We start from the raw sequence: 19,557 nt of genomic DNA on the forward strand, positions 1-19,557 counted from the left end.
CTTATAGTATAATTTCAAACTGGGAGGTGTTGACTTGAAAAACTTACTCGATCTTTCCTACGATGAACTGGTCAGCGAGATCACCAGTCTTGGTCTGGAGCGCTACAGAGCGGATCAAATTCTGGACTGGGTGTTCGACAAAAAAGTGAATAACTTCGACGAAATGACGAACCTTTCAAAACAGCATCGTGCTCTGTTGAAAGAGCACTTCACCATTCCTTTCCTGAAACTTCTGGAAAAGAGGGTTTCCAAGATAGATGGTACCACCAAATTCCTGTGGGAACTCGAAGATGGTAACACGATAGAGTCTGTGATGATCTTCCATCCAGGCAGAATAACAGCGTGTATCTCCACACAGGTTGGTTGCCCTGTCGGGTGCACGTTCTGTGCCACAGGAATGAGCGGATTTGTGCGAAATCTCACCACAGGAGAGATCGTTTCACAGATCCTGTCCATGGAGAAAGAAGAGGGAAAGAAGATAGGAAACGTTGTTTACATGGGAATGGGAGAGCCACTGCTCAACTACGAGAACACGATAAAGAGCATAAGAATCCTCAACCACAAAAAGATGGGAAACATAGGAATCAGAAGGATCACGATCTCGACTGTGGGAATACCAGAGAAGATCATCCAGCTGGCCGACGAAGGACTCGATGTGAAACTTGCGCTTTCTCTTCACGCTCCGACAAACTTCAAGAGAGATCAGCTTGTCCCGCTGAACAGGAAGTATTCTGTGGAGGAGATTTTGAACGCCATCAAGGTGTACCAGATGAAGACGGGAAAGCGAGTGACAATAGAGTACGTTCTGATAAGAGGTGTGAACGACGAGATAAGTGATGCAAAAAAACTCGCTGAAATCCTCAAAGGACTGAAGGTGTTCGTCAACCTGATCCCTGTGAACCCGACTGTGGCTGGCCTTTCGAAACCTTCCAGACAGCGTATACTGGCTTTCAAAAGAATACTGCTCGAAAACGGTATAGAAGCAGAAATCAGACAGGAAAAGGGTAGTGACATCGAGGCTGCATGCGGCCAGCTGAGATTGAAGAGAAAAGTCTCATCGCCATGAAAGTTTTCCTTGGAATATTGACGGGTGTTGTCACAGGAGGGTTGCTTTTTCTCCTCACGATCAAGTTGTACCAGAACCAGTTTGTGATAGTTCCTGATGTTACGGGACTTTCAGGAACGAAAGCTTGCGAGAAATTGAAAGAATCCGGACTGCTATGTGATAGAGCATCCACGGAGACGGTGGTCGATACGTATCCTCAAAGTGTTTCGAAGGTCAAGAAGGGAAGAATCATAAACCTGTACTACGAAAATCCTTTGAAGGACGTTATACCTCGTTTTGTGGGTGTGAAGCTTTCGGTGGTAGAGGAGATTTTGAACAAACTGGGGTGGAACTACGAAGTCGTTCGATTTCCCTTCGGTGAAGAAAAAGATAAAGTGCTTGCCACCTATCCTGAAGCAGGAAAACTCTACAACGGAAAATTGACTCTTCTTGTGGACACAGGAGAAAAGGAAGAGTATTTCGTTGTGGAAAATTATGTAGGGAAGAGTCCATCCGATGTAGAAAAAGAAGACAACGTAATTTTCGTTGGAAGCGGTAGCAGGGTGGTGTCTCAGTATCCACCGGCCGGATCCATCGCAACGGAAGTCATATTGATCCTCGGGGAGGAATGATCTTGAGAAGAAGAGGTATCGTGCTGAGTTTTCACTCGAACATGGTTACGGTCGAGGACGAAGAAACTGGGGAAAGGCTTCTCTGTAAGTTGAGAGGGAAGTTTCGTTTGCAGAATCTGAAGATATACGTTGGAGACAGAGTGGAGTACACACCGGACGGCACGGGATCCGGTGTGATAGAGAACGTTCTTCACAGGAAGAACTTGCTCGTAAAGCCACATGTTGCGAACGTGGATCAGGCCATTCTTGTTGTCACCGTTAAGATGCCAGAAACCTCGACCTACATCATCGACAAGTTCTTGGTCCTCACCGAGAAAAACGAACTGGAAACCGTTCTTGTCATAAACAAGATGGATATATACGACGAAGAAGATCTCGAAAAGGTAAAGGAACTGGAACGTATCTACTCAAAGCTTTACCCGATCGTGAAAACGAGTGCGAAAACGGGAATGGGCATCGAAGAACTCAAGAAATATCTGAAGGGAAAAATCAGTACCATGGCAGGGTTGTCTGGTGTCGGAAAGAGCAGTCTTCTCAACGCGATAAATCCCGGCTTGAAACTCCGGGTAAGTGAAGTCTCTCAAAAACTCCAGCGAGGAAGGCACACCACCACCTCCGCCCAGCTTCTGAGATTTGATTTTGGAGGCTATGTGGTTGACACTCCGGGCTTTGCAAACCTTGAGATAGGTGACATAGAACCAGAAGAGTTGAAATATTACTTTAAAGAATTCAATGAAAAGCAGTGTTTCTTCTCCGACTGTAATCACATAGACGAGCCAGAATGTGGTGTGAAGGAAGCTGTGGAAAATGGTGAAATCGCTGAAAGCCGCTACGAAAACTATGTGAAGATGTTTCACGAACTTCTGGGAAGGGGGAAAAGTTGATGGTAAAGATCGCCGCTTCAATCCTTGCGTGTGATCTTGCAAGACTCGCCGATGAGGTAAAAAGGGTGGAAGAACACATAGACATGGTTCACTTCGATGTCATGGATGGACACTTCGTTCCGAACATCTCGTTCGGATTGCCCGTTCTCAAAGCCCTGAGAAAAGAAACCAGCCTTCCTATAAGTGTTCATCTGATGATCACAAATCCAGAGGACTATGTGGACCGTTTCGTGGAAGAGGGAGCGGACATGGTGGCGGTCCACTACGAGACAACGCCGCACCTTCACAGGATAGTGCACAGGATAAAGGATCTCGGGGCGAAGGCGTTCGTCGCCCTCAACCCACACACACCGGTTTTTCTCCTGTCTGAGATCATAACGGATGTGGATGGCGTACTCGTGATGAGTGTGAACCCGGGCTTTTCTGGTCAGAGATTCATTGCAAGGAGTCTGGAAAAAATAAGGAGTCTGAAGAAGATGATAAGGGATCTGGGACTCGAAACGGAGATCATGGTCGATGGTGGTGTCAACGAAGAAAACGCTTCTATCTTAATAAAGAACGGTGCGACGATCCTTGTAATGGGGTACGGTATCTTCAAAAACGAAAACTATGTGGAACTGGTGAGATCCATCAAGCAGGAAAGAGGGGAATCTGCTGGCTGAATTTCTTTACTTTTCCATTCTTTCTCTGGCTTTTTGTTTTAAAGCCCTTTTCCATTATTTCAAAGGCCCTCCTTATGACGTTTTCTGGGATACCTGCGATCCTTGCCACCTCTATACCGTAACTCCTGTCCGCACCGTAACTCCTGTCCGCCACTCCATCCACGACCCTGTGGGTGAACACCACGTTGCTTCCCTCTTCCTTTACAAGGATCGTTTTGTTCTGAACCTGAGGGAAGGAGTTTTCCAGATTCGTCAGCTCGATGAAGTGTGTGGCAAAGAGAACCTTGCATCCTCTGGAGATGAGTTCTTCGGAAATCGCCCATGCGATGCTGATGCCATCCTGTGTGCCAGTTCCCCTTCCCACTTCGTCCAGTAGAACCAGACTCTTTTTTGTGGCCTTTAAAAGAATGAGCGCCATTTCGTTCATTTCAACAAGGAACGTGCTCCGGCCACCAGCAAGATCGTCCCTTGCTCCCATCCTCGTGAATATCCTGTCGAACACGGGAAGAACTGCCTTTTTCGCCGGAACAAAGGAGCCGATCTGTGCCATGAGAGAGATGAGTCCCACCTGTCTTATGAAAGTGGATTTCCCGCTCATGTTTGGGCCGGTTATCACCGTGAACCTCTTTTCATCGTCCATGTAGAGATCGTTTTCCACAAAATCACGTGTGAATCTTTCAACGACCGGATGTCTTCCGCCGATTATCTCCATCCTATCCTCGGAAAAGGTGGGCCTCGTGTAGTTGTAGAGAATCGCATCGTAGGCCAGGGTGGCGAGCACGTCTATCCTGGCGAGTTCTTCTGAAATCTCAAGGAGAGTCTCCTTGTGTTTTTTCACTTCTTCGCACACATTCCTGAAGAGTTCCTTTTCGAGTTCTTCTATCCTTTCCTTTGCGGCCATTATCTTTGTTTCGAATTCTTTCAATTCCGGTGTGGTGAATCTCTCGGAGTTCACAAGGGTCTGTTTCCTTTCGTAATCTTCGGGTACCTTGTCCAGGTTTGCCTTCGTCACCTCAATGTAGTAACCAAAGACCTGGTTGTATCCAACTTTGAGTTTCTGTATTCCCGTTTTTTCTCTTTCCCTTTCCTCGAACTCTTTCAATTTCTCTTCGGAGTGCTCGAGAAGATCCCTGTACTCGTCCAGTTCCGGGGAAAACCCTCTTTTTATCACCTTTCCTTCTCCCGGACTGCCCGCAGGGTCGTCTTCGATGGCTTTACAGAGAAGATCGAAGAGAGAGTCTGGAAAGTTGAGTTTTTCGAAGAAGTCGAAATTTGATAGCTCCTCGTTCAGTTCCGGCACGACACTCAAGGTCTCCCTCAGTGCCACAAGATCTCTCGGAATAGCCCGGTTGTACTCCACCCTTGAGACGATCCTTTCAACGTCTCGCACCCTGGAAAGAAGATTTCTGATCTGTTCCAGTTTCAGCCTGTCCTCCTTCAATTTCTCAACGGCGTTGAGTCTGTCCTCTATCTGCTGTCTATCGGTCAGTGGATGAAGGATCCACTTCTTCAGAAGCCTTGCACCCATGGGTGTTTCTGTGTGGTTCAGAACATCGAAGAGGTTCTTTCCCTTCTCACCAGGAATGAGGGAGAGATTCTCCACCGTGGCAGAGTCGAGTATCATGAAGTTCTTTCTGGAAATGGTGACTGGTGGTTTCAGGTTCAATTTTTCAGAGATCATCGTGTATTTGATGTACTTTATCAAAGCCGAAAGTGATTTCATGGCAAGCGAAGAGAGTTCGAAGTGGTGTATGTCCTCTATTCCATAGATCCTTTTCACTTCCTCTTCGGGCTCGGAGAAGTACCATTCATCGATAACTTCGATGTATACGCCGGGAAGCTTTTCTCTCACCTCCGATTCGAGACCTTCCGGACAGACGATTTCAGATACAGAGTAGGCCTTCATCAGGTCCAGGACTTCCTGTTCATCGATGCTTTCATGAATCAACACCTCTCCGGTAGAAACATCGCAGAACACGGCACAGTATTTCTCTTTTTCCCTGACAAGGACAACCATGTAGTTGTTCGTTTCACTGAGGAACTCGTCTTCCACTATAGCTCCAGGAGTTACAACACGTGTGACCTCCCTCCTGATGAGTTTTTTCGATTTTGAAGGCTCTTCCATCTGATCACAGATGGCGACCTTGTAGCCTGCCTCAACCAGTTTTTTCAGGTAGGTGTTCAGAGCATGGTACGGTATCCCCGCCATGGGAGCATCCTGTCTTTTTGTGAGAACGATGTTCAAAACCTTCGACACGGTCTTGGCGTCTTCGAAGAACGCCTCGTAAAAATCTCCCAGACGAAACAGAAGGATGGAATCCTTATACTGTTCTTTTATCTTCAGGTACTGTTCCATGAGAGGTGTCATCTTCATCGTTCCACCACCTTTTCCATTCTCACGTGCGGAATGTTCGCTTCGTAGAATATCTCCCCTTTTACCTCGTATCCAAGCCTTTCGTAAAATCCTTTCACTTGGATTTGAGCGTTCAGAACGAGTTTTTTCGCCCCTCTCGATACGAGTTCTCTTTCTACCTCTTTCATGAGAAACCTGCCATAACCCTTTCCGCGTTCTTCCTTTAAAATTGCAACGCGCTCTATCTTGAAAATCCCTTTGCCGATTCTTCTTATCCTGGAGACACCCACGTACTTTCCGTTCACTTCCAGAAGAGCATGCAGACTTTCTGGATCTTTTCCATCCAGTTCGTCTTCCTCTGATACCTTCTGCTCTTCTATGAACACCTTTCTTCTGATCTCAAACGCCTTTTCCATGAGATCACTGCCACCTTCGAAAAAGATCACACGCACCCTCATCACCTCTCAGGATATTTTAACTCCAGGTGGTAGAATTTCCAGGAAGGGGGTGAAGGACATGAGGTCCTTGATAATTTTATCCATCCTGTCGATGACGGTCATGGCATCACCCGTGCTTCTACTTTTCGAAGACAGTGCGATACTCATGGAAGACGTTTCTGTGGACAAAACGATGAACATCACGATACCGGAAAACTGGGATGTTATGGACGTGCTTGGGGCAGAGAGCTGGTATGTTCTACCGCAGGAAAAACTCTCCTGGGAAGATGTTATGAAGGGAAAGGTCGTCGAAATAGTGGAGAATCCTCCTGAGAGATCTGAACTTGTGAGTCTGTCGCCTCTTGTTTTCAGGAAAGGAAAAAAGTACTTCTTATACAGCACCACTCTGGAGAAATGGCTGGCGTTCGACTACGAAGAATCAAAAAGTGAGCGAACACTCGTTTTGAACGGTCAGGGAGAGGTAACGATACTGCTTCGCTCCAGCGCAGGCTGGAATGTCCAGTACTATCTTTTTGAAAATCTCCTGATCGGGAACGCTTTCCTTTCTGTCTCTGGCGTGGATCGTGCAGAAGTTTTTCTTGTTTCAAGGCGCCTGAAAGAAACATCGACGAAAGAAGTCTTTGCCATGAGCAGGGTTCTTTCCGAGAAGACACCCGAAGAATATGAAGCCGAAGAGGTGAAAATCTACCGCCTTGGAGAAGTAGAAAATCTGAACAGATCCCCCGTTGTGGAGTTTTTGCGAACGAACCTGTCGGATCTGGAGGAATTCTACGAATACGAATTCAGCGTGAGTGATCGAAGTTTCGATTTTCGGAAGACCACGTTTACAAAGAAGTTCAAAACCACCGTTGACCTTCCAAAGGGTACGGTGAACATCTTCTCGAAGGTGGCTGGAATGAATTTGTTCGTTGGGAAAACAGATATAGTGGATGCCCCAAAGAATACCCCACTGGAGATTCCAGTGACATCCTCGTGGGACGTGCGTGTGAAGGGGGATCTTCTGGAAGAAAAAGAATACAAAGATTTCCATGAGAGACACTGGAAAGTGACGATCCAGAATCTTGGAGAAAAAGAATCCAGGGTGAGAATCACCGTATATGGAAGCGAGATGACATTGCAGAAGACCGCCGTTGAGCCGTCGAAAGTGACTTCTGACACGATCGTTTTTGATCTACCCGTCTCCGGCAGTTCAGAAAAAGAGATCGAGTTCACTGTGAGGAGCAGGTGGTGAGGTTTGTTAAAAGCACTGCTCAGTCTGCTTTTCGTCACGTTCATCTGGGGTTCCACGTTTCCTCTTCAGAAAATAGCGCTGGTGGGGGCCTCTCCCACCTTTTATATCGCTGTCAGGTTCACTGTAGCAGCTGTTCTTTCTTATCTTTTGTTTGGAAAGGGAAACTTCAGGTACGGAGCGATCCTGGGTGTTGTTCTCGGTGTAGCGTACACCGCACAGACGTGGGGGCTCACACTCACCACTTCCACAAAGAGTGGTTTCATAACGTCGCTTTACATAGTGTTTGTTCCGATCTTCGCCTACTTCATAGAGAAAGAAGTTCCCACACCTTTTCAGATCGTTTCGTTTCTTGTGGGATCGCTGGGACTCTATATGATCTCTGGAAGAATCGAAGGACTCAACCTGGGGGACCTTCTGACGGTTTTCTGTGCGGTGGGCTTTGCTCTTCATGTGGTGCTGATAACACGATTTTCAAAACGGGTTGACGAAAAAGACCTTCTCTTTCCCCAGTTTCTCGTGGTCACCGTATTCAACCTGATTCTGAGTCTGTTCTTCAAAGACTGGAGATTCAACTTCCTTGCGTTTGGAAGTGCACTCTTCACAGCCGTGTTCGCTACGATACTCGCCATTTATCTTCAGGCGAAGTATCAGAAGGTGCTTGGAAACAACATATCGGCTCTTGTTTTTCTTGGAGAACCTGTTTTCGCGGCGAGTCTTTCCTATCTTGTTCTGGGGGAAACTCTCTCTTCAGAACAGATGATCGGATCGTTTCTTCTTCTGGCCTCCATTTTACTTTCCAGTCTCGAACGTGCTAAAATAGTTCGCAGTACGAACCAAAAGGGGAGGGATGAACATGAAGGTGCTCTTTAAAAACGCGATGGTATTTCCCATCTCTTCAAAACCCTTTAAAGGAGACGTTCTGGTCTCGAACGGAAAGATAGAGAAGGTGGGGGAAAACCTTGAAGATCCAGACGCCGAAATCGTTGATCTGACCGGAAAGTTCCTTTTTCCTGGCTTCATAGATGCTCACTCGCACATCGGCCTTTTCGAAGAGGGGGTAGGCTACTATTACAGCGATGGAAACGAAGCAACGGATCCTGTCACTCCCCATGTGAAGGCACTGGACGGCTTCAACCCGCAGGACCCGGCGATCGAGAGGGCTCTTGCCGGTGGAGTCACAACGGTGATGATCGTTCCTGGAAGCGCCAATCCGATAGGCGGGCAGGGAAGCGTTGTGAAATTCAAGTCCATCGTTGTGGAAGAGTGTGTGATGAAAGACCCTGCAGGCCTGAAGATGGCGTTCGGTGAAAACCCAAAAAGAGTTTACGGTGAAAGAAAACAGACCCCCTCAACGAGGATGGGAACGGCCGGTGTGATCAGAGATTACTTCATAAAAGTGAAAAACTACATGAAGAAAAAGGAACTCGCAGAGAAAGAGGGAAAAGAGTTCACCGAAACGGATCTGAAGATGGAAATCGGAGGGATGGTTTTGAGAAAGAAGATCCCCGCACGAATGCACGCCCATCGGGCAGACGACATCCTCACAGCCATCAGGATAGCCGAGGAGTTCGGTTTCAACCTTGTGATAGAGCACGGAACGGAAGCCTACAAGATCTCCAGGATCCTTGCAGAAAAGAACGTACCTGTCGTTGTAGGGCCACTTCTCACTTTCAGAACGAAACTGGAACTGAAGGATCTCACAATGGAGGCCATCGCAAAACTCATGAAAGATGGAGTGCTCATTGCATTGATGTGTGATCATCCGGTGATTCCACTCGAATTTGCAACAGTCCAGGCAGCAACCGCCCTGAGATACGGTGCAAAAGAGGAAGAACTCCTGAAGATCTTGACGGTGAATCCTGCGAAGATCCTTGGGATGGAAGACAGGTTGGGTACCATAGAGCCTGGAAAGGATGCCGATCTTGTGGTGTGGAGTGGTCATCCGTTCGACATGAAATCCAGGGTAGAGAGGGTTTTCATAGAAGGAACTGAAGTCTTCAGAAGATGAGGGGCCTCAGATCACGAGGCCCCCATCCACTCCTATCACCTGTCCTGTGATGTAACTCGACTCGTCGGATGCAAGAAACAGGTAAACCTGTGCCACCTCTTCGGGTTTTCCAAACCGGCCGAGAGGTATTCTGGAGAGCGCCGCTTCGCGTGCTTTATCCGGGAGTTTCTCTGTCATCGGTGTCTCTATGAAACCGGGGGCCACGGCGTTCACCCTGATGTTTCTCCCGGCGAGTTCTTTTGCCCACGTTTTTGTCATTCCAATGACACCTGCCTTGGAAGCAGCGTAGTTGGTCTGACCGGGATTTCCATAGACACCCACCACGGAGGATACGTTTATGATCGATCCGCTTCTTTGTTTGATCATGTGCGGAACCACCGCCTGTGTTACGTTGAAAACTCCCTTCAGGTTCACGTTTATCACCGCATCCCAGTCCTCTTCCTTCATTCTCACAAGAAGAGCATCCCTTGTTATTCCTGCGTTGTTCACCAGAACGTCGATGCGGCCGTATTTTTGAACAATGCTTTCCACAACCTCTTTTACCTGCTCTCTGTTCGTCACATCGAGTACGTAGGGTTCCACCTTTCCTGGAAGATCCTTCGCTTCCTCCACAAGGGTGTTGAGACTGGTTTCGGACACGTCACATGCGGCCACGATCGCACCTTCCTGAACAAAAAGAAGAGAAGCAGCCTTTCCTATTCCACTTGCGGCTCCTGTGATCATACACACTTTTCCCTCAAGCCTCATGGATACACCTCCTTCAGGTCTTTTTAAAATTGTACCATGCACATTGACTTAAAGGAGTGTTAACAACTGAAAGTCTCAATTGAAACACCGTAGGTCATGCAAAGGAGTATAATCTATTCACATGTAAGGAGGGTGAAAGATGCGATTGTTTCTCATAGGCATCGCGTTCACGCTGATTGGTCTTTCGGTTTTGAAGATTCTAGACACTTACATGTTTGTCATCCCTGAAAGGGATCTCATATACAAAAACATCCGGCGCATAGAAAAAGAGAAACTAACAGACAATTTTACCTTCGTTGTGTTTGGTGATAACAAAAACTCCATCTCCACCTTCTCCAAATTGATAAGTGCGGTGAACGAAGACCCTGTTGTTTCCTTTGCAATCAACACGGGTGATATGGTTTTTGATGGTTCTGTGTTCAAATGGGGATTGTATTTGAAGCAACTCAAGAGATTCAAAGTACCCGTGCTCCACGTTCCAGGAAACCATGATCTAGCGGACGATCCAGGAAATTATCTGAAAATCTTTGGACCCCTCTACTATTCCTTCCATGTGGGAAATTCCTACTTCATAGTGTTGAACAATGCGAACGAAAAATGTGTTGATTCATATCAATTGGCATGGCTGGAAGGGGAACTTGAAAAATCCAGATCTTACAAGTACAGGTTTGTCTTCATGCACGTTCCGATATACGACCCCAGGGTAAAAAAGCAACCGGGACACTCCATGAAAGACTTGAAAAATGCTCTCACTCTCTTGAACATTCTAAAGAAGTACGATATTACTATGGTCTTTGCCGGGCACATCCACGGTTACTTCAGAGGAGAATGGAACGGTGTGCCGTATATCATCACAGGGGGAGCGGGTGCAGAGCTCTTCGGCACTAATCCTGAGCACTATTTTTATCACTTCATAAAGGTTCATGTCTCACCAAAGGGTGTAAACTATGAGGTAATAAAACTTCCAACCCCCGATTTCAACATCGTTGACAGGATATTTCACACTTTCTGGATTTATACGTACTCCTTCGTGCTTCAAAACTATTGGATAGTACTCTTTGGTACAGGCTTTTTCATGCTGAGTGCTGTCGTTATCTCTAGCAAAGAACAGGAGATAGCAAACTTTCTGATGAGAAGAAGAATTATCAGATTCGTGGTGAAGATCTGGAAATCTCTCGGAAAAATGAGCGGAAGGGGGAAGATATGAGTGGAGCGCAGCGTGGAAGAGATCGTGAAAACTCTGGTGGAAAGAGAAAAGCGCTTCAAGGAACAGTTACGGAAACTGGAGGAAGAGATGGAAAGTGAATACAAAATAGAACTGGAGAAATTGAAAGTGCTCGAGGAGCAGAGGAAAAAGACGATAAACATGCGGTATGGAGAAGTCATTGAAAACGCAAAGATGGAGATAAAAAGGTTGGAAGCAAAGATAGAAAGGGAGCGTGTGGAGATGAAAGAACGCATGGAGAAAATAAGAAATCAGATCGATGAACTCGTCACAGAAATATTGAACACACTGTTACCAGAGGAGTGATAGAGTGCGATTTGCCAGCCTTTCAGCCAAAGTGAAAGCAATGAAGTCGAAGATGTTAACAAGGGACGATTTTGAACAACTAATGAAAACTAAGAGCGTTGTTGAAATAGCCGATTATCTAAAACAGAACACACATTACAGGGAGATCTTGAAGGAAGTAGATGTATCCAAGCTTCACCGGAGAGACCTGGAGATTTTACTCAGGGGATCCATTGTACAGGACCTTTACAAGGTGTACTTCTATCTTCCAAACGATGCGAAAAGAATCTTTCTGTTGTTCGAAAAGAAATTCGAGATCGAGAACATAAAATTCGCCATCCGTGTGATACACTCGGGCCATCCTGAAAATCTCAGTGAATCCAAATTATATCCAGTCTACCACAAAAGTATTGATGAAGCTCGTCTTCTTTCGGTGAAGAACATGGAAGAACTGTGGAACGTTTTAAAAGAAAGCGAATACTACGCCGGGTTAGAAAGCGCTTACAGAAATTACCAAAATTCTGGGAAAGTTCACCATTTGCTAAATGCCCTGGATCTTTGGTATTTCCTCACAGTGAAAAGAAGACTGAGCAGTACTTCATTGTATGCACAAGGCTTTAAGCACCTCTTTTACACTCACATCGACCTCACGAACATTCAGTGGGTATACAGAGCGCGATTGTTGTTCAAACTACAAACACCAGAAGTGTTGAACTTACTTACACCTTTCCAGGGTTACCTGAAAAAGCAATTTTTCTCAGAACTTTCGACCGTTTCTTCTACAAACGAATTTTTGAAAAAACTCATGCAAACACCGTATGGTAGGTACTTCGAAGACATGGAAGAATCAAAATTGCCTTTCACCATAGAAAGGATATGCGATCGTGTTCTTCTGGACAGGGCTGAAAGGCTCTCAAACGATGTTCAGAATGGATGCAATGTCGCAGTTGGATACGTTTACATCAGGGAATACGAGTACAAAGATCTAGTAACCATAATTGAAACGAAGAGATACGGTTTGAGCTCGGAAGAGGCTAAATATTACCTTGTGATCTTTGGGGAGTGGTGAAGATGCAAGAAAAACTCGTTGCATTCAGTGCTATCACCATTAAAGATACCGCTGAAATGCTTGTGAAAAAGTTTTTGGACACGGAAAACGTGGAAGTAATCCCTTTGGAGCAGGTGATTGAGGAAGAAATACTTGAGTATCTGAAATCGCCCGAGAGTGTCTCTTACAATGATATTTATGAAAAACTGATGAAACTGTACGAAATAGCAGAGGAAAAACCTTCACCCAATCCAAAGGCTGTAGATATTTCTAGGAAAGTTTCTCTAATGGATATAAAAAAGTTCATGGAAGAAACGTTTCCTGCCATAGAAACCTTGCGTGAAAGATTGGAGATATTGAGGCAGGAGAGGGATAGGAAACTTAAGGATCTGGAGATAGTTCAGAAACTTCACTCAATTGATGTGAAACTGGAAGATATGAGAGAATCAGTCTTATTTAGATATCGATTCGGTACCATAGGAAACGACTATGTTCAGCGCTTAAAAGACAGTGTGAAGAATGAAGATGCCCTGATTCTTGAAATAGAAGTTGGTGAAGAGAACACTTGGCTCCTCATAGTACACAGATTAGATCTGAATATGGAAGGCGTGTTGTCGACAGCCGGTTTTGTAGAGTACACACTCTCTGAAAACTATTCAGGAACACCTCAGGAAATCTGTTCGTACCTTGAGGATGAGTTGAAGGTTCTGGAGATGGAAATAGCGATACTGCAATCTTCTGTAAAAAAGGAATTCTTCAAAAACAGACGTTTCATAGAGAAATATTTCGATTACATGTACGTTTTGAAGAATGTACAGGAACTCTTCCAGAAAGCGGGAACTACCGAAAACTTTTTCGTAATATCGGGTTGGACAACAAGATCAACTTTGGAGGAATTAGAAAAATTTGCCAGTTTTGATCTTGGTATCATTTTTCTTCGTTGTCAGCCGAAAGAAAAGCCGCCGACTCTGTTGAGAAACAAAGGGTTTTTCAAGCATTTCGAGTACATAACACGGATGTTTGGACTTCCTTCCAGTGATGAAATAGATCCCACCCCTCTGACTGCCATAATGTTTTTAATGTTTTTCGGAATGATGTTCGGTGACATCGGTCATGGTTTGGCCCTAGCACTGTTCGGTTTTGGGTTGTACAGGAGATTCAAGAACGATCTTCTCTACATAATTGGATCGGCGGGGATATCCTCCTCCGTATTCGGGATGTTTTACGGAAGCATATTCGGTTATGATGCTCTACCACCACTGTGGAAGCGTCCAATGGAAAACATAGATTACTTCCTCAGTTTTTCCATATACGTAGGAATCTTTGTAGTTACTCTTGCCATGGTTTTGAACATCATCAACAAATTGAAAAATCGGGAAAGATTCGAGATTTTCCTTGATTACAACGGAATACTGGGAATACTAATTTACTGGACAGCCGTAGTGTCAATCCTGATCTTCTTCAAAGAAGGAACCTTTCCAAAAGCAGGTTTTGTTTTGATAGGAGTCCTCGTTGGGATTCTGTACGTTCACAGTTTCCTCTCTACACAGGCGCCTTTATCAGAGAGATTGGTACAAGCATTCTTCGAAGTTTTCGAAGTTTTAATAAGTTATTTCAGCAACACACTATCTTTTGTGAGATTAGGCGCGTTCGCTCTGAATCACGCTGGATTGTTTCTGGCGTTTTACACCATGGCGCAGATGACAAAAAGTTCCATTGCAAAATTCACCGTGCTTCTCCTTGGAAATCTGATCATACTTGGCTTGGAGGGACTTGTGGTATTCATTCAGACGATGAGGCTAGAATTTTATGAATTCTTCACCAGATTTTTCAAGGACAGTGGAAAAGAGTTCAATCCAGAAAGATACAAACTCTGATGGGAGGTGTGAACATGTTTCTTCTGGTACTGGCAACTCTTCTGGTAGTGGTGACGCTAGCGAGTGGTATCTACTTCTCCAAAAAAGCCATTAAAAAGAAAACAGCACTGGGTATCTTTTTCGGTAACATGGTAGCCTTTGCCCTCCTTGTTTCTCTTGTTGTAGTGGGGCTTTCTTCAAGTGCATATGCACAGAATACACCATCAACACAACCACCAGCTCAACAGACTTCCTCGAACGGTCTTGGCCTTCTTGCGGTAGCCCTTTCCACAGGTTTGGCTGCGGTTGGTGCTGGTGTTGCAGTAGGCATGACGGGAGCAGCCTCTATTGGCGCAATAAGTGAAAAGCCCGAGATGCTTGGAAGAACTCTCATCTACGTAGGATTGGGTGAAGGAATAGTAATATACGGTCTCATTATAAGCATTATTATTCTCGGGAGGTTATGAAGGTGAGGTTCTATTTGATCAGTGACAACATAGATACTGCTATCGGCCTTCGGTTGGCTGGTGTCATGGGAACGGTTGTTCATGGCAGAGAGGAAACTCTTGAGGCCTTCAACGAAGCACTCCAAGATGAAACCGTGGGGATACTCCTTATTACTGAACTGGCGGCAGGGGAAATCCAAGAAGAAATAAATTCTCATAAGATCTCCGGAAAACTACCTTTGGTGTTCGTTATTCCAGACAGACATGGATGGCGTGGTGATAAAAACTTCATCACAAGATACGTGGAAGAGGTGGTGGGGGTGAAAATGAATGAGTGAGAACGATATTGAGGCGAAACTTGAAACCTTTTTTGCCGTGTTCAGAAAACGTCTAGAAGAGAAAAAAGAAGAACTGAGGAAAAAATACGAACAACTGCTGAACGCTGAAAAAGAACGCATAGAAAAGGAAATCGTGGAGTTCGAGACCTCAACAATGAAGAAAGCAGAGATGGAAGCAAAACGGATGATCGACAAAGAAATCTCCAAGCTTACTGCCGAGTTGAGAAGGGAAAAGATCATCTACAAAAACAAATTGATCACGGAGATTCTCTCCCGATTGAAAGAAAAACTCATGAACTTACCTCCAGAGAGAAAAAAGCTACTCTACAAAAAGTTGTACGAGGAAGCCAGAAGGGTGGCACCGGATGAAAATTTTACTGTTTACTGTAATCCAAACGATCTTGGTATCGTTTCCGAAATTGTCGGAGGCGAGAAAATTGTTTCGGATCCGAATGTCAGGGAAGGAATTCTACTGAAAAAAGACAGAATGCTGGTTAGAAGTACCATCGACACATTTCTGGAGGATCGAAAAGAAGCCATATACGACATCATAGTGAAAAAGGTAGGTGAAATATGATGCGCATTTTGGAAATAAACGGCCCTGTCGTCAAAGTGGACAATACAGGAGACCTCTCCATGCACGAAATGGTGTACGTTGGAAAGTTAGGATTGATCGGAGAGATCATAGCACTTAGAGGGAAGATCGCCATTGTGCAAGTTTACGAAGAAACATCCATGCTAGAACCTGGTGAGCCTGTTGAAAGAACTGGAAAAATGTTGTCGGTTGTCCTGGGGCCAGGGCTTCTCGGGAACATTTACGACGGAATTCAAAGACCTTTGAGAACTCTTCTCGAAAAGGCAGGCCCGTTCATGAAAAGAGGTGTGAGAGCCTTCGGACTGGACACAGACAAATTCTGGTCAGTAAGTGTTCTAAAAAGAGAAGGAGAAAGAGTAAGGGGAGGAGACGTGATAGCGGAAGTCCAGGAAACAAACAGTATCAGGCACAGAATAATGGTGCCACCTCACATAAAAGAAGGTACTCTTGTGAACGTAAGGCAGAGTGGTGATTATAGAGTAACAGATACAATAGCGGTAGTGAAGACGGAAGACGGAATGGAAGAAATAAAACTTTATCAAGAGTGGCCCGTTCGAGTTCCAAGACCTGTGAAAAGATTTTTAGAACCCACCGTTCCACTGATTACAGGACAGAGAGTCATAGACATATTCTTCCCAATCAGTAAAGGTGGAACCGCTGCCATACCTGGTGGTTTCGGTACGGGAAAGACCATCACGCAGCACCAACTGGCAAAATGGGCCGATACAGATGTGGTTGTGTATATCGGATGCGGAGAACGAGGTAACGAGATGACGGAGGTTTTGGAAGAGTTTCCTCAACTCCAGGACCCACGGACAGGGAAACCTTTAATGGATAGAACTATTCTGATCGCCAACACATCGAACATGCCAGTCTCTGCAAGAGAAGCATCAATATACACCGGAATCACCATTGCTGAGTACTTCAGGGATATGGGCTACAACGTTGCCTTAATGGCAGATTCTACCTCCAGATGGGCAGAGGCATTGAGGGAACTCTCTGGTAGACTGGAAGAAATGCCCGTTGAAGAGGGGTATCCCTCGTACCTCGCTACCAGAATCGCTCAGTTCTATGAGAGAGCAGGGTTGTGTGAAAATCTCAATGGCACTGTAGGTTCTGTAACCATAATAGGTGCTGTCTCCCCTCCGGGTGGTGACTTTTCGGAACCTGTCACACAGCACACAAAGAGGTTCGTAAGGTGTTTCTGGGCTTTGGACAGGAATCTAGCCTACTCGAGGCATTATCCCTCTATAAATTGGATCACAAGTTATAGTGAATACGTTGAAACCCTGGAAGATTGGTTCAAAGATAACGTTGATCCTGAGTGGCCCAGGTATCGCGAGGATGCTCTAAGAATCCTGATAGAGGACGACAGGCTTCAGCAAATTATCAAGATTATGGGTGAAGATGTTCTTCCCGATGACCAGAAATTAACGGTGCTTGTAGCACGCATAATAAAAACAGGAATCCTCCAACAAAACGCCTTTAGTAAGGTAGATTCATTCTGCCCTCTTGAAAAACAATTCAAAATCTTGAAGTTGATAGTTGATACATATTATAACGCTCGAAAAATGCTCGAAAAGGCAATACCTGTTGGAAAGATCCTTCCTCCGGAGATCGTTTCGAAGCTTTCTACTTTGAAAGAAAGTGATCACTTTGATGAAGAACTGGCGGAGATAGAAAAAACTCTCACAGATCACTTTGAAGAATTAGAAAAACTCTATCCCAACAAGGCGAGGTGACACTGTGGCGGTAAAAGAATACACAGGTCTATCGGAAATTAGAGGACCCATCGTTGTGGTGGAAAATGTAAGTGGTGTTCGGTACGATGAGGTAGTTGAACTGATCCTGGAAAACGGGGAAAAGAGGACAGGAAGGGTGATCATAGCAGGGGAAAATGTTGCAATAATACAGGTGTTCGAAGGCACGGAGGAAATGGATATCGAGGGTACACGTGTTAGATTCCTCGGAAAACCCCTAGAGGTAAGTCTTTCCCCAGATTTACTTGGAAGAACACTCGATGGTCTGGGAAAGCCAAGAGACAACCTTGGCGAGATTGTTCCTGAGAAAACCGTGGATATCAATGGATCTCCAATAAATCCTTCTGCCAGAGAGTACCCGCGAAACTTCATTCAGACAGGTATTTCCAGCATAGATGTGTTGATGACGCTCATAAGAGGTCAGAAACTCCCCATATTTGCTGGAAACGGTCTACCATACAACAGACTCGCTGTTCAAATAGCACGTCAGGCGAAAGTTACCACTGAAGAGGAGTTTGCCGTGGTTTTTGCAGCAATAGGTCTGAGAAAAGATGATGCAAATTTTATTGTGAGAAGTCTGGAGGAAAGCGGAGCTATAAAAAACATGGTTGTAGTGCTGAATTTGGCAAGCGATTCCGTGGCTGAAAGGATAGCCACCCCAAGGGTGGCTTTAACAATTGCCGAGTACCTCGCCTTCGATTTGGGGATGCATGTACTGGTTATTCTCAACGATATGACAAATTACTGCGAAGCCTTGAGAGAACTTTCGAATTACAGAGGGGAAGTCCCTGGAAGAAAGGGATACCCTGGTTATCTCTATTCCGATCTTGCGTCGATATACGAGAGGGCCGGAATAATAAAGGGAAGAAGCGGGTCTATTACTCAGATACCAATTCTTACCATGCCAAACGACGACATCACACATCCAATACCGGATTTGACAGGATACATAACAGAAGGGCAAATTGTGATGTCCAGATCCCTGTTTGGAAAGGGTATATACCCTCCAATAGACATCCTTTCATCGCTATCACGTCTCATGAAAGACGGCATAGGTGAAGGATACACTAGAGAAGATCATCCAGATGTGGCTTCACAGCTTTTCAGTGCCTACTCTAGGGTGATGGAAGTGCGTTCTATCGCTTCCATAGTGGGTGAGGAAGACCTACCGGAAATTGATAAGCTCTATTTGAAGTTCGGCGAAGAATTCGAGCACCTTTTCATAAATCAAAGCTTCGACGAAGAGAGATCAATCGAACAGTCCTTGGATCTTGCCTGGAAAATTCTCTCTATTCTCCCCGAAACAGAGTTGACCAGGATCAATAGAGAGTATATCAAGAAATACTATAAAGCGAGTGATGAAACATGAGTGTAGCCCCAACACGTGGGAACCTCATAGCTTTGAAGCAGCAACTGAGACTTGCAATACAGGGGTACGATCTTCTGGAAAGAAAGCGAACTGTTATAATGAGAGAACTCGTAGGATTGATAGAGGAAGCAAAAAAACTTCAGGAGGAATTATTGAGTACCTTTGAAGAGGCGTACAGATCCCTCCAGAAAGCCAATCTGGATCTGGGGATAGAGAGCGTGGAAGAATACGCCAGTGGAATACCTGAATTCAAAGCGATGAAGATCATATTCAGTAGCGTGATGGGGGTTGAGGTACCGGAGATTCAAATTGAACGGTTTGAAACGGAGATCCCTTATGAGATATACAGTACGAACGCCGCTCTCGATCAGGCCTACTTGGTCTTTAGAAAAGCACTGGAATTGGTTGCAAGGGTCGCCGTAATTGAAAATAAAGTGTATCGGCTGGCCCACGAGGCAAAGAAAACAAAAAAGAGGGTGAACGCCCTGGAAAATTTAATAATACCTCACCTCAAAGAAACGATAAAATATATCCAGGACACACTCGAAGAACTGGAACGAGAAGAATTGTTCAGGCTTAAGCGTCTGAAAGAGAAAGTAGCGCGCTGAGGGAGGA

Annotated in this window: 20 protein-coding genes; 17 read left to right on the forward strand and 3 right to left on the reverse strand. The window is 45.2% G+C overall.

Translation table 11 applies throughout. The features are described 5' to 3' along the window. Positions 1-34: 34 nt before the first annotated feature. Genes rlmN through rpe form a run of 4 tightly spaced genes read left to right on the forward strand, consistent with a single transcriptional unit; the run spans position 35 to position 3,223 of the window. Positions 35-1,066, forward strand: a complete 1,032-nt coding sequence (rlmN, locus tag CTN_RS04455; protein WP_015919396.1) for a dual-specificity RNA methyltransferase RlmN — start codon at positions 35-37, stop codon at positions 1,064-1,066. Continuing rightward, positions 1,024-1,677 carry a PASTA domain-containing protein gene (locus CTN_RS04460; RefSeq protein ID WP_231556017.1) on the forward strand — a complete coding sequence of 218 codons (654 nt, stop codon included), beginning with the start codon at positions 1,024-1,026 and terminating at the stop codon, positions 1,675-1,677. The genes rlmN and CTN_RS04460 overlap by 43 nt, the downstream gene beginning before the upstream one ends. After that, a complete protein-coding gene (gene rsgA / locus CTN_RS04465) occupies positions 1,674-2,561 on the forward strand; it encodes a ribosome small subunit-dependent GTPase A (protein WP_015919398.1) in 888 nt (295 codons plus the stop codon). The genes CTN_RS04460 and rsgA overlap by 4 nt, the downstream gene beginning before the upstream one ends. Further along, positions 2,561-3,223, forward strand: coding sequence for a ribulose-phosphate 3-epimerase (gene rpe, locus CTN_RS04470; RefSeq protein WP_038067283.1), 663 nt, complete (start codon positions 2,561-2,563; stop codon positions 3,221-3,223). The genes rsgA and rpe overlap by 1 nt, the downstream gene beginning before the upstream one ends. On the opposite strand, the gene mutS is transcribed toward rpe, so the two are convergent. Further along, positions 3,192-5,597, reverse strand: coding sequence for a DNA mismatch repair protein MutS (gene mutS / locus CTN_RS04475; protein ID WP_015919400.1), 2,406 nt, complete (start codon positions 5,595-5,597; stop codon positions 3,192-3,194). The genes rpe and mutS overlap by 32 nt on opposite strands. Next, entirely contained in the window at positions 5,594-6,034 is a 441-nt protein-coding gene (locus CTN_RS04480) for a GNAT family N-acetyltransferase (RefSeq protein WP_015919401.1), read from the reverse strand. The genes mutS and CTN_RS04480 overlap by 4 nt, the downstream gene beginning before the upstream one ends. A gap of 58 nt (positions 6,035-6,092) precedes the next feature. Between CTN_RS04480 and CTN_RS04485 the strand changes: the two genes are divergently transcribed. From CTN_RS04485 to CTN_RS04495, 3 genes are read left to right on the forward strand one after another with little or no spacing between them, the layout of a single operon-like run. Continuing rightward, positions 6,093-7,265 carry a hypothetical protein gene (locus CTN_RS04485; protein ID WP_038067291.1) on the forward strand — a complete coding sequence of 391 codons (1,173 nt, stop codon included), beginning with the start codon at positions 6,093-6,095 and terminating at the stop codon, positions 7,263-7,265. 3 nt (positions 7,266-7,268) lie between these two features. Next, positions 7,269-8,135, forward strand: a complete 867-nt coding sequence (locus tag CTN_RS04490) for a DMT family transporter (RefSeq protein WP_015919403.1) — start codon at positions 7,269-7,271, stop codon at positions 8,133-8,135. Next, positions 8,119-9,273, forward strand: coding sequence for an amidohydrolase (locus CTN_RS04495; RefSeq protein WP_038067293.1), 1,155 nt, complete (start codon positions 8,119-8,121; stop codon positions 9,271-9,273). Before CTN_RS04490 ends, CTN_RS04495 begins: the two co-directional genes overlap by 17 nt. A gap of 6 nt (positions 9,274-9,279) precedes the next feature. Here CTN_RS04495 and fabG read toward each other — a convergent pair whose 3' ends face one another. Then, positions 9,280-10,020, reverse strand: coding sequence for a 3-oxoacyl-[acyl-carrier-protein] reductase (gene fabG / locus CTN_RS04500; RefSeq protein WP_038067295.1), 741 nt, complete (start codon positions 10,018-10,020; stop codon positions 9,280-9,282). 139 nt (positions 10,021-10,159) lie between these two features. Between fabG and CTN_RS04505 the strand changes: the two genes are divergently transcribed. The 10 genes from CTN_RS04505 to CTN_RS04550 are packed head-to-tail and all read left to right on the forward strand — an operon-like array spanning position 10,160 to position 19,550. After that, positions 10,160-11,227, forward strand: coding sequence for a metallophosphoesterase family protein (locus CTN_RS04505; protein WP_015919406.1), 1,068 nt, complete (start codon positions 10,160-10,162; stop codon positions 11,225-11,227). Beyond that, positions 11,228-11,551 carry a hypothetical protein gene (locus CTN_RS04510; protein ID WP_015919407.1) on the forward strand — a complete coding sequence of 108 codons (324 nt, stop codon included), beginning with the start codon at positions 11,228-11,230 and terminating at the stop codon, positions 11,549-11,551. It begins immediately after the preceding gene. A 4-nt stretch (positions 11,552-11,555) separates the two neighbouring features. Further along, a complete protein-coding gene (locus tag CTN_RS04515; RefSeq protein WP_015919408.1) occupies positions 11,556-12,599 on the forward strand; it encodes a V-type ATPase subunit in 1,044 nt (347 codons plus the stop codon). Positions 12,600-12,601: 2 nt separating this feature from the next. Further along, positions 12,602-14,455: a V-type ATP synthase subunit I gene (locus CTN_RS04520; protein WP_038067297.1), complete on the forward strand. Its 1,854-nt coding sequence runs from the start codon at positions 12,602-12,604 to the stop codon at positions 14,453-14,455. 14 nt (positions 14,456-14,469) lie between these two features. Beyond that, on the forward strand, positions 14,470-14,901 hold the full coding sequence (locus tag CTN_RS04525; protein ID WP_038067300.1) for an ATP synthase subunit C: 432 nt from the start codon (positions 14,470-14,472) through the stop codon (positions 14,899-14,901). Next, on the forward strand, positions 14,898-15,218 hold the full coding sequence (locus CTN_RS04530; protein ID WP_015919411.1) for a V-type ATP synthase subunit F: 321 nt from the start codon (positions 14,898-14,900) through the stop codon (positions 15,216-15,218). The genes CTN_RS04525 and CTN_RS04530 overlap by 4 nt, the downstream gene beginning before the upstream one ends. Next, the gene (locus CTN_RS04535) at positions 15,211-15,795 is read left to right on the forward strand and encodes a V-type ATP synthase subunit E (RefSeq protein WP_015919412.1); all 585 of its coding nucleotides are present in this window, start codon (positions 15,211-15,213) and stop codon (positions 15,793-15,795) included. Before CTN_RS04530 ends, CTN_RS04535 begins: the two co-directional genes overlap by 8 nt. Then, complete coding sequence (locus CTN_RS04540; RefSeq protein ID WP_015919413.1) at positions 15,792-17,555, forward strand: V-type ATP synthase subunit A; 1,764 nt, start codon at positions 15,792-15,794, stop codon at positions 17,553-17,555. Before CTN_RS04535 ends, CTN_RS04540 begins: the two co-directional genes overlap by 4 nt. A 4-nt stretch (positions 17,556-17,559) precedes the next feature. Next, entirely contained in the window at positions 17,560-18,942 is a 1,383-nt protein-coding gene (locus tag CTN_RS04545) for a V-type ATP synthase subunit B (protein WP_015919414.1), read from the forward strand. Then, entirely contained in the window at positions 18,939-19,550 is a 612-nt protein-coding gene (locus tag CTN_RS04550) for a V-type ATP synthase subunit D (protein WP_015919415.1), read from the forward strand. Before CTN_RS04545 ends, CTN_RS04550 begins: the two co-directional genes overlap by 4 nt. The last annotated feature ends 7 nt before the right edge of the window (positions 19,551-19,557 follow it).

Source organism: Thermotoga neapolitana DSM 4359 (genome assembly GCF_000018945.1).
Taxonomy (GTDB): domain Bacteria; phylum Thermotogota; class Thermotogae; order Thermotogales; family Thermotogaceae; genus Thermotoga; species Thermotoga neapolitana.

Coding starts and splice junctions, on each gene's coding strand:
- CTN_RS04520 (WP_038067297.1), top strand. CDS start 12,602: ATGCAAGAAAAACTCGTTGCATTCAGTGCTATCACCATTAAAGATACC.
- rsgA (WP_015919398.1), top strand. CDS start 1,674: ATGATCTTGAGAAGAAGAGGTATCGTGCTGAGTTTTCACTCGAACATG.
- rpe (WP_038067283.1), top strand. CDS start 2,561: ATGGTAAAGATCGCCGCTTCAATCCTTGCGTGTGATCTTGCAAGACTC.
- CTN_RS04540 (WP_015919413.1), top strand. CDS start 15,792: ATGATGCGCATTTTGGAAATAAACGGCCCTGTCGTCAAAGTGGACAAT.
- mutS (WP_015919400.1), bottom strand. CDS start 5,597: ATGAAGATGACACCTCTCATGGAACAGTACCTGAAGATAAAAGAACAG.
- CTN_RS04535 (WP_015919412.1), top strand. CDS start 15,211: ATGAGTGAGAACGATATTGAGGCGAAACTTGAAACCTTTTTTGCCGTG.
- CTN_RS04505 (WP_015919406.1), top strand. CDS start 10,160: ATGCGATTGTTTCTCATAGGCATCGCGTTCACGCTGATTGGTCTTTCG.
- CTN_RS04480 (WP_015919401.1), bottom strand. CDS start 6,034: ATGAGGGTGCGTGTGATCTTTTTCGAAGGTGGCAGTGATCTCATGGAA.
- fabG (WP_038067295.1), bottom strand. CDS start 10,020: ATGAGGCTTGAGGGAAAAGTGTGTATGATCACAGGAGCCGCAAGTGGA.
- CTN_RS04525 (WP_038067300.1), top strand. CDS start 14,470: ATGTTTCTTCTGGTACTGGCAACTCTTCTGGTAGTGGTGACGCTAGCG.
- CTN_RS04460 (WP_231556017.1), top strand. CDS start 1,024: ATGCGGCCAGCTGAGATTGAAGAGAAAAGTCTCATCGCCATGAAAGTT.
- CTN_RS04530 (WP_015919411.1), top strand. CDS start 14,898: ATGAAGGTGAGGTTCTATTTGATCAGTGACAACATAGATACTGCTATC.
- CTN_RS04485 (WP_038067291.1), top strand. CDS start 6,093: ATGAGGTCCTTGATAATTTTATCCATCCTGTCGATGACGGTCATGGCA.
- CTN_RS04550 (WP_015919415.1), top strand. CDS start 18,939: ATGAGTGTAGCCCCAACACGTGGGAACCTCATAGCTTTGAAGCAGCAA.
- CTN_RS04495 (WP_038067293.1), top strand. CDS start 8,119: ATGAAGGTGCTCTTTAAAAACGCGATGGTATTTCCCATCTCTTCAAAA.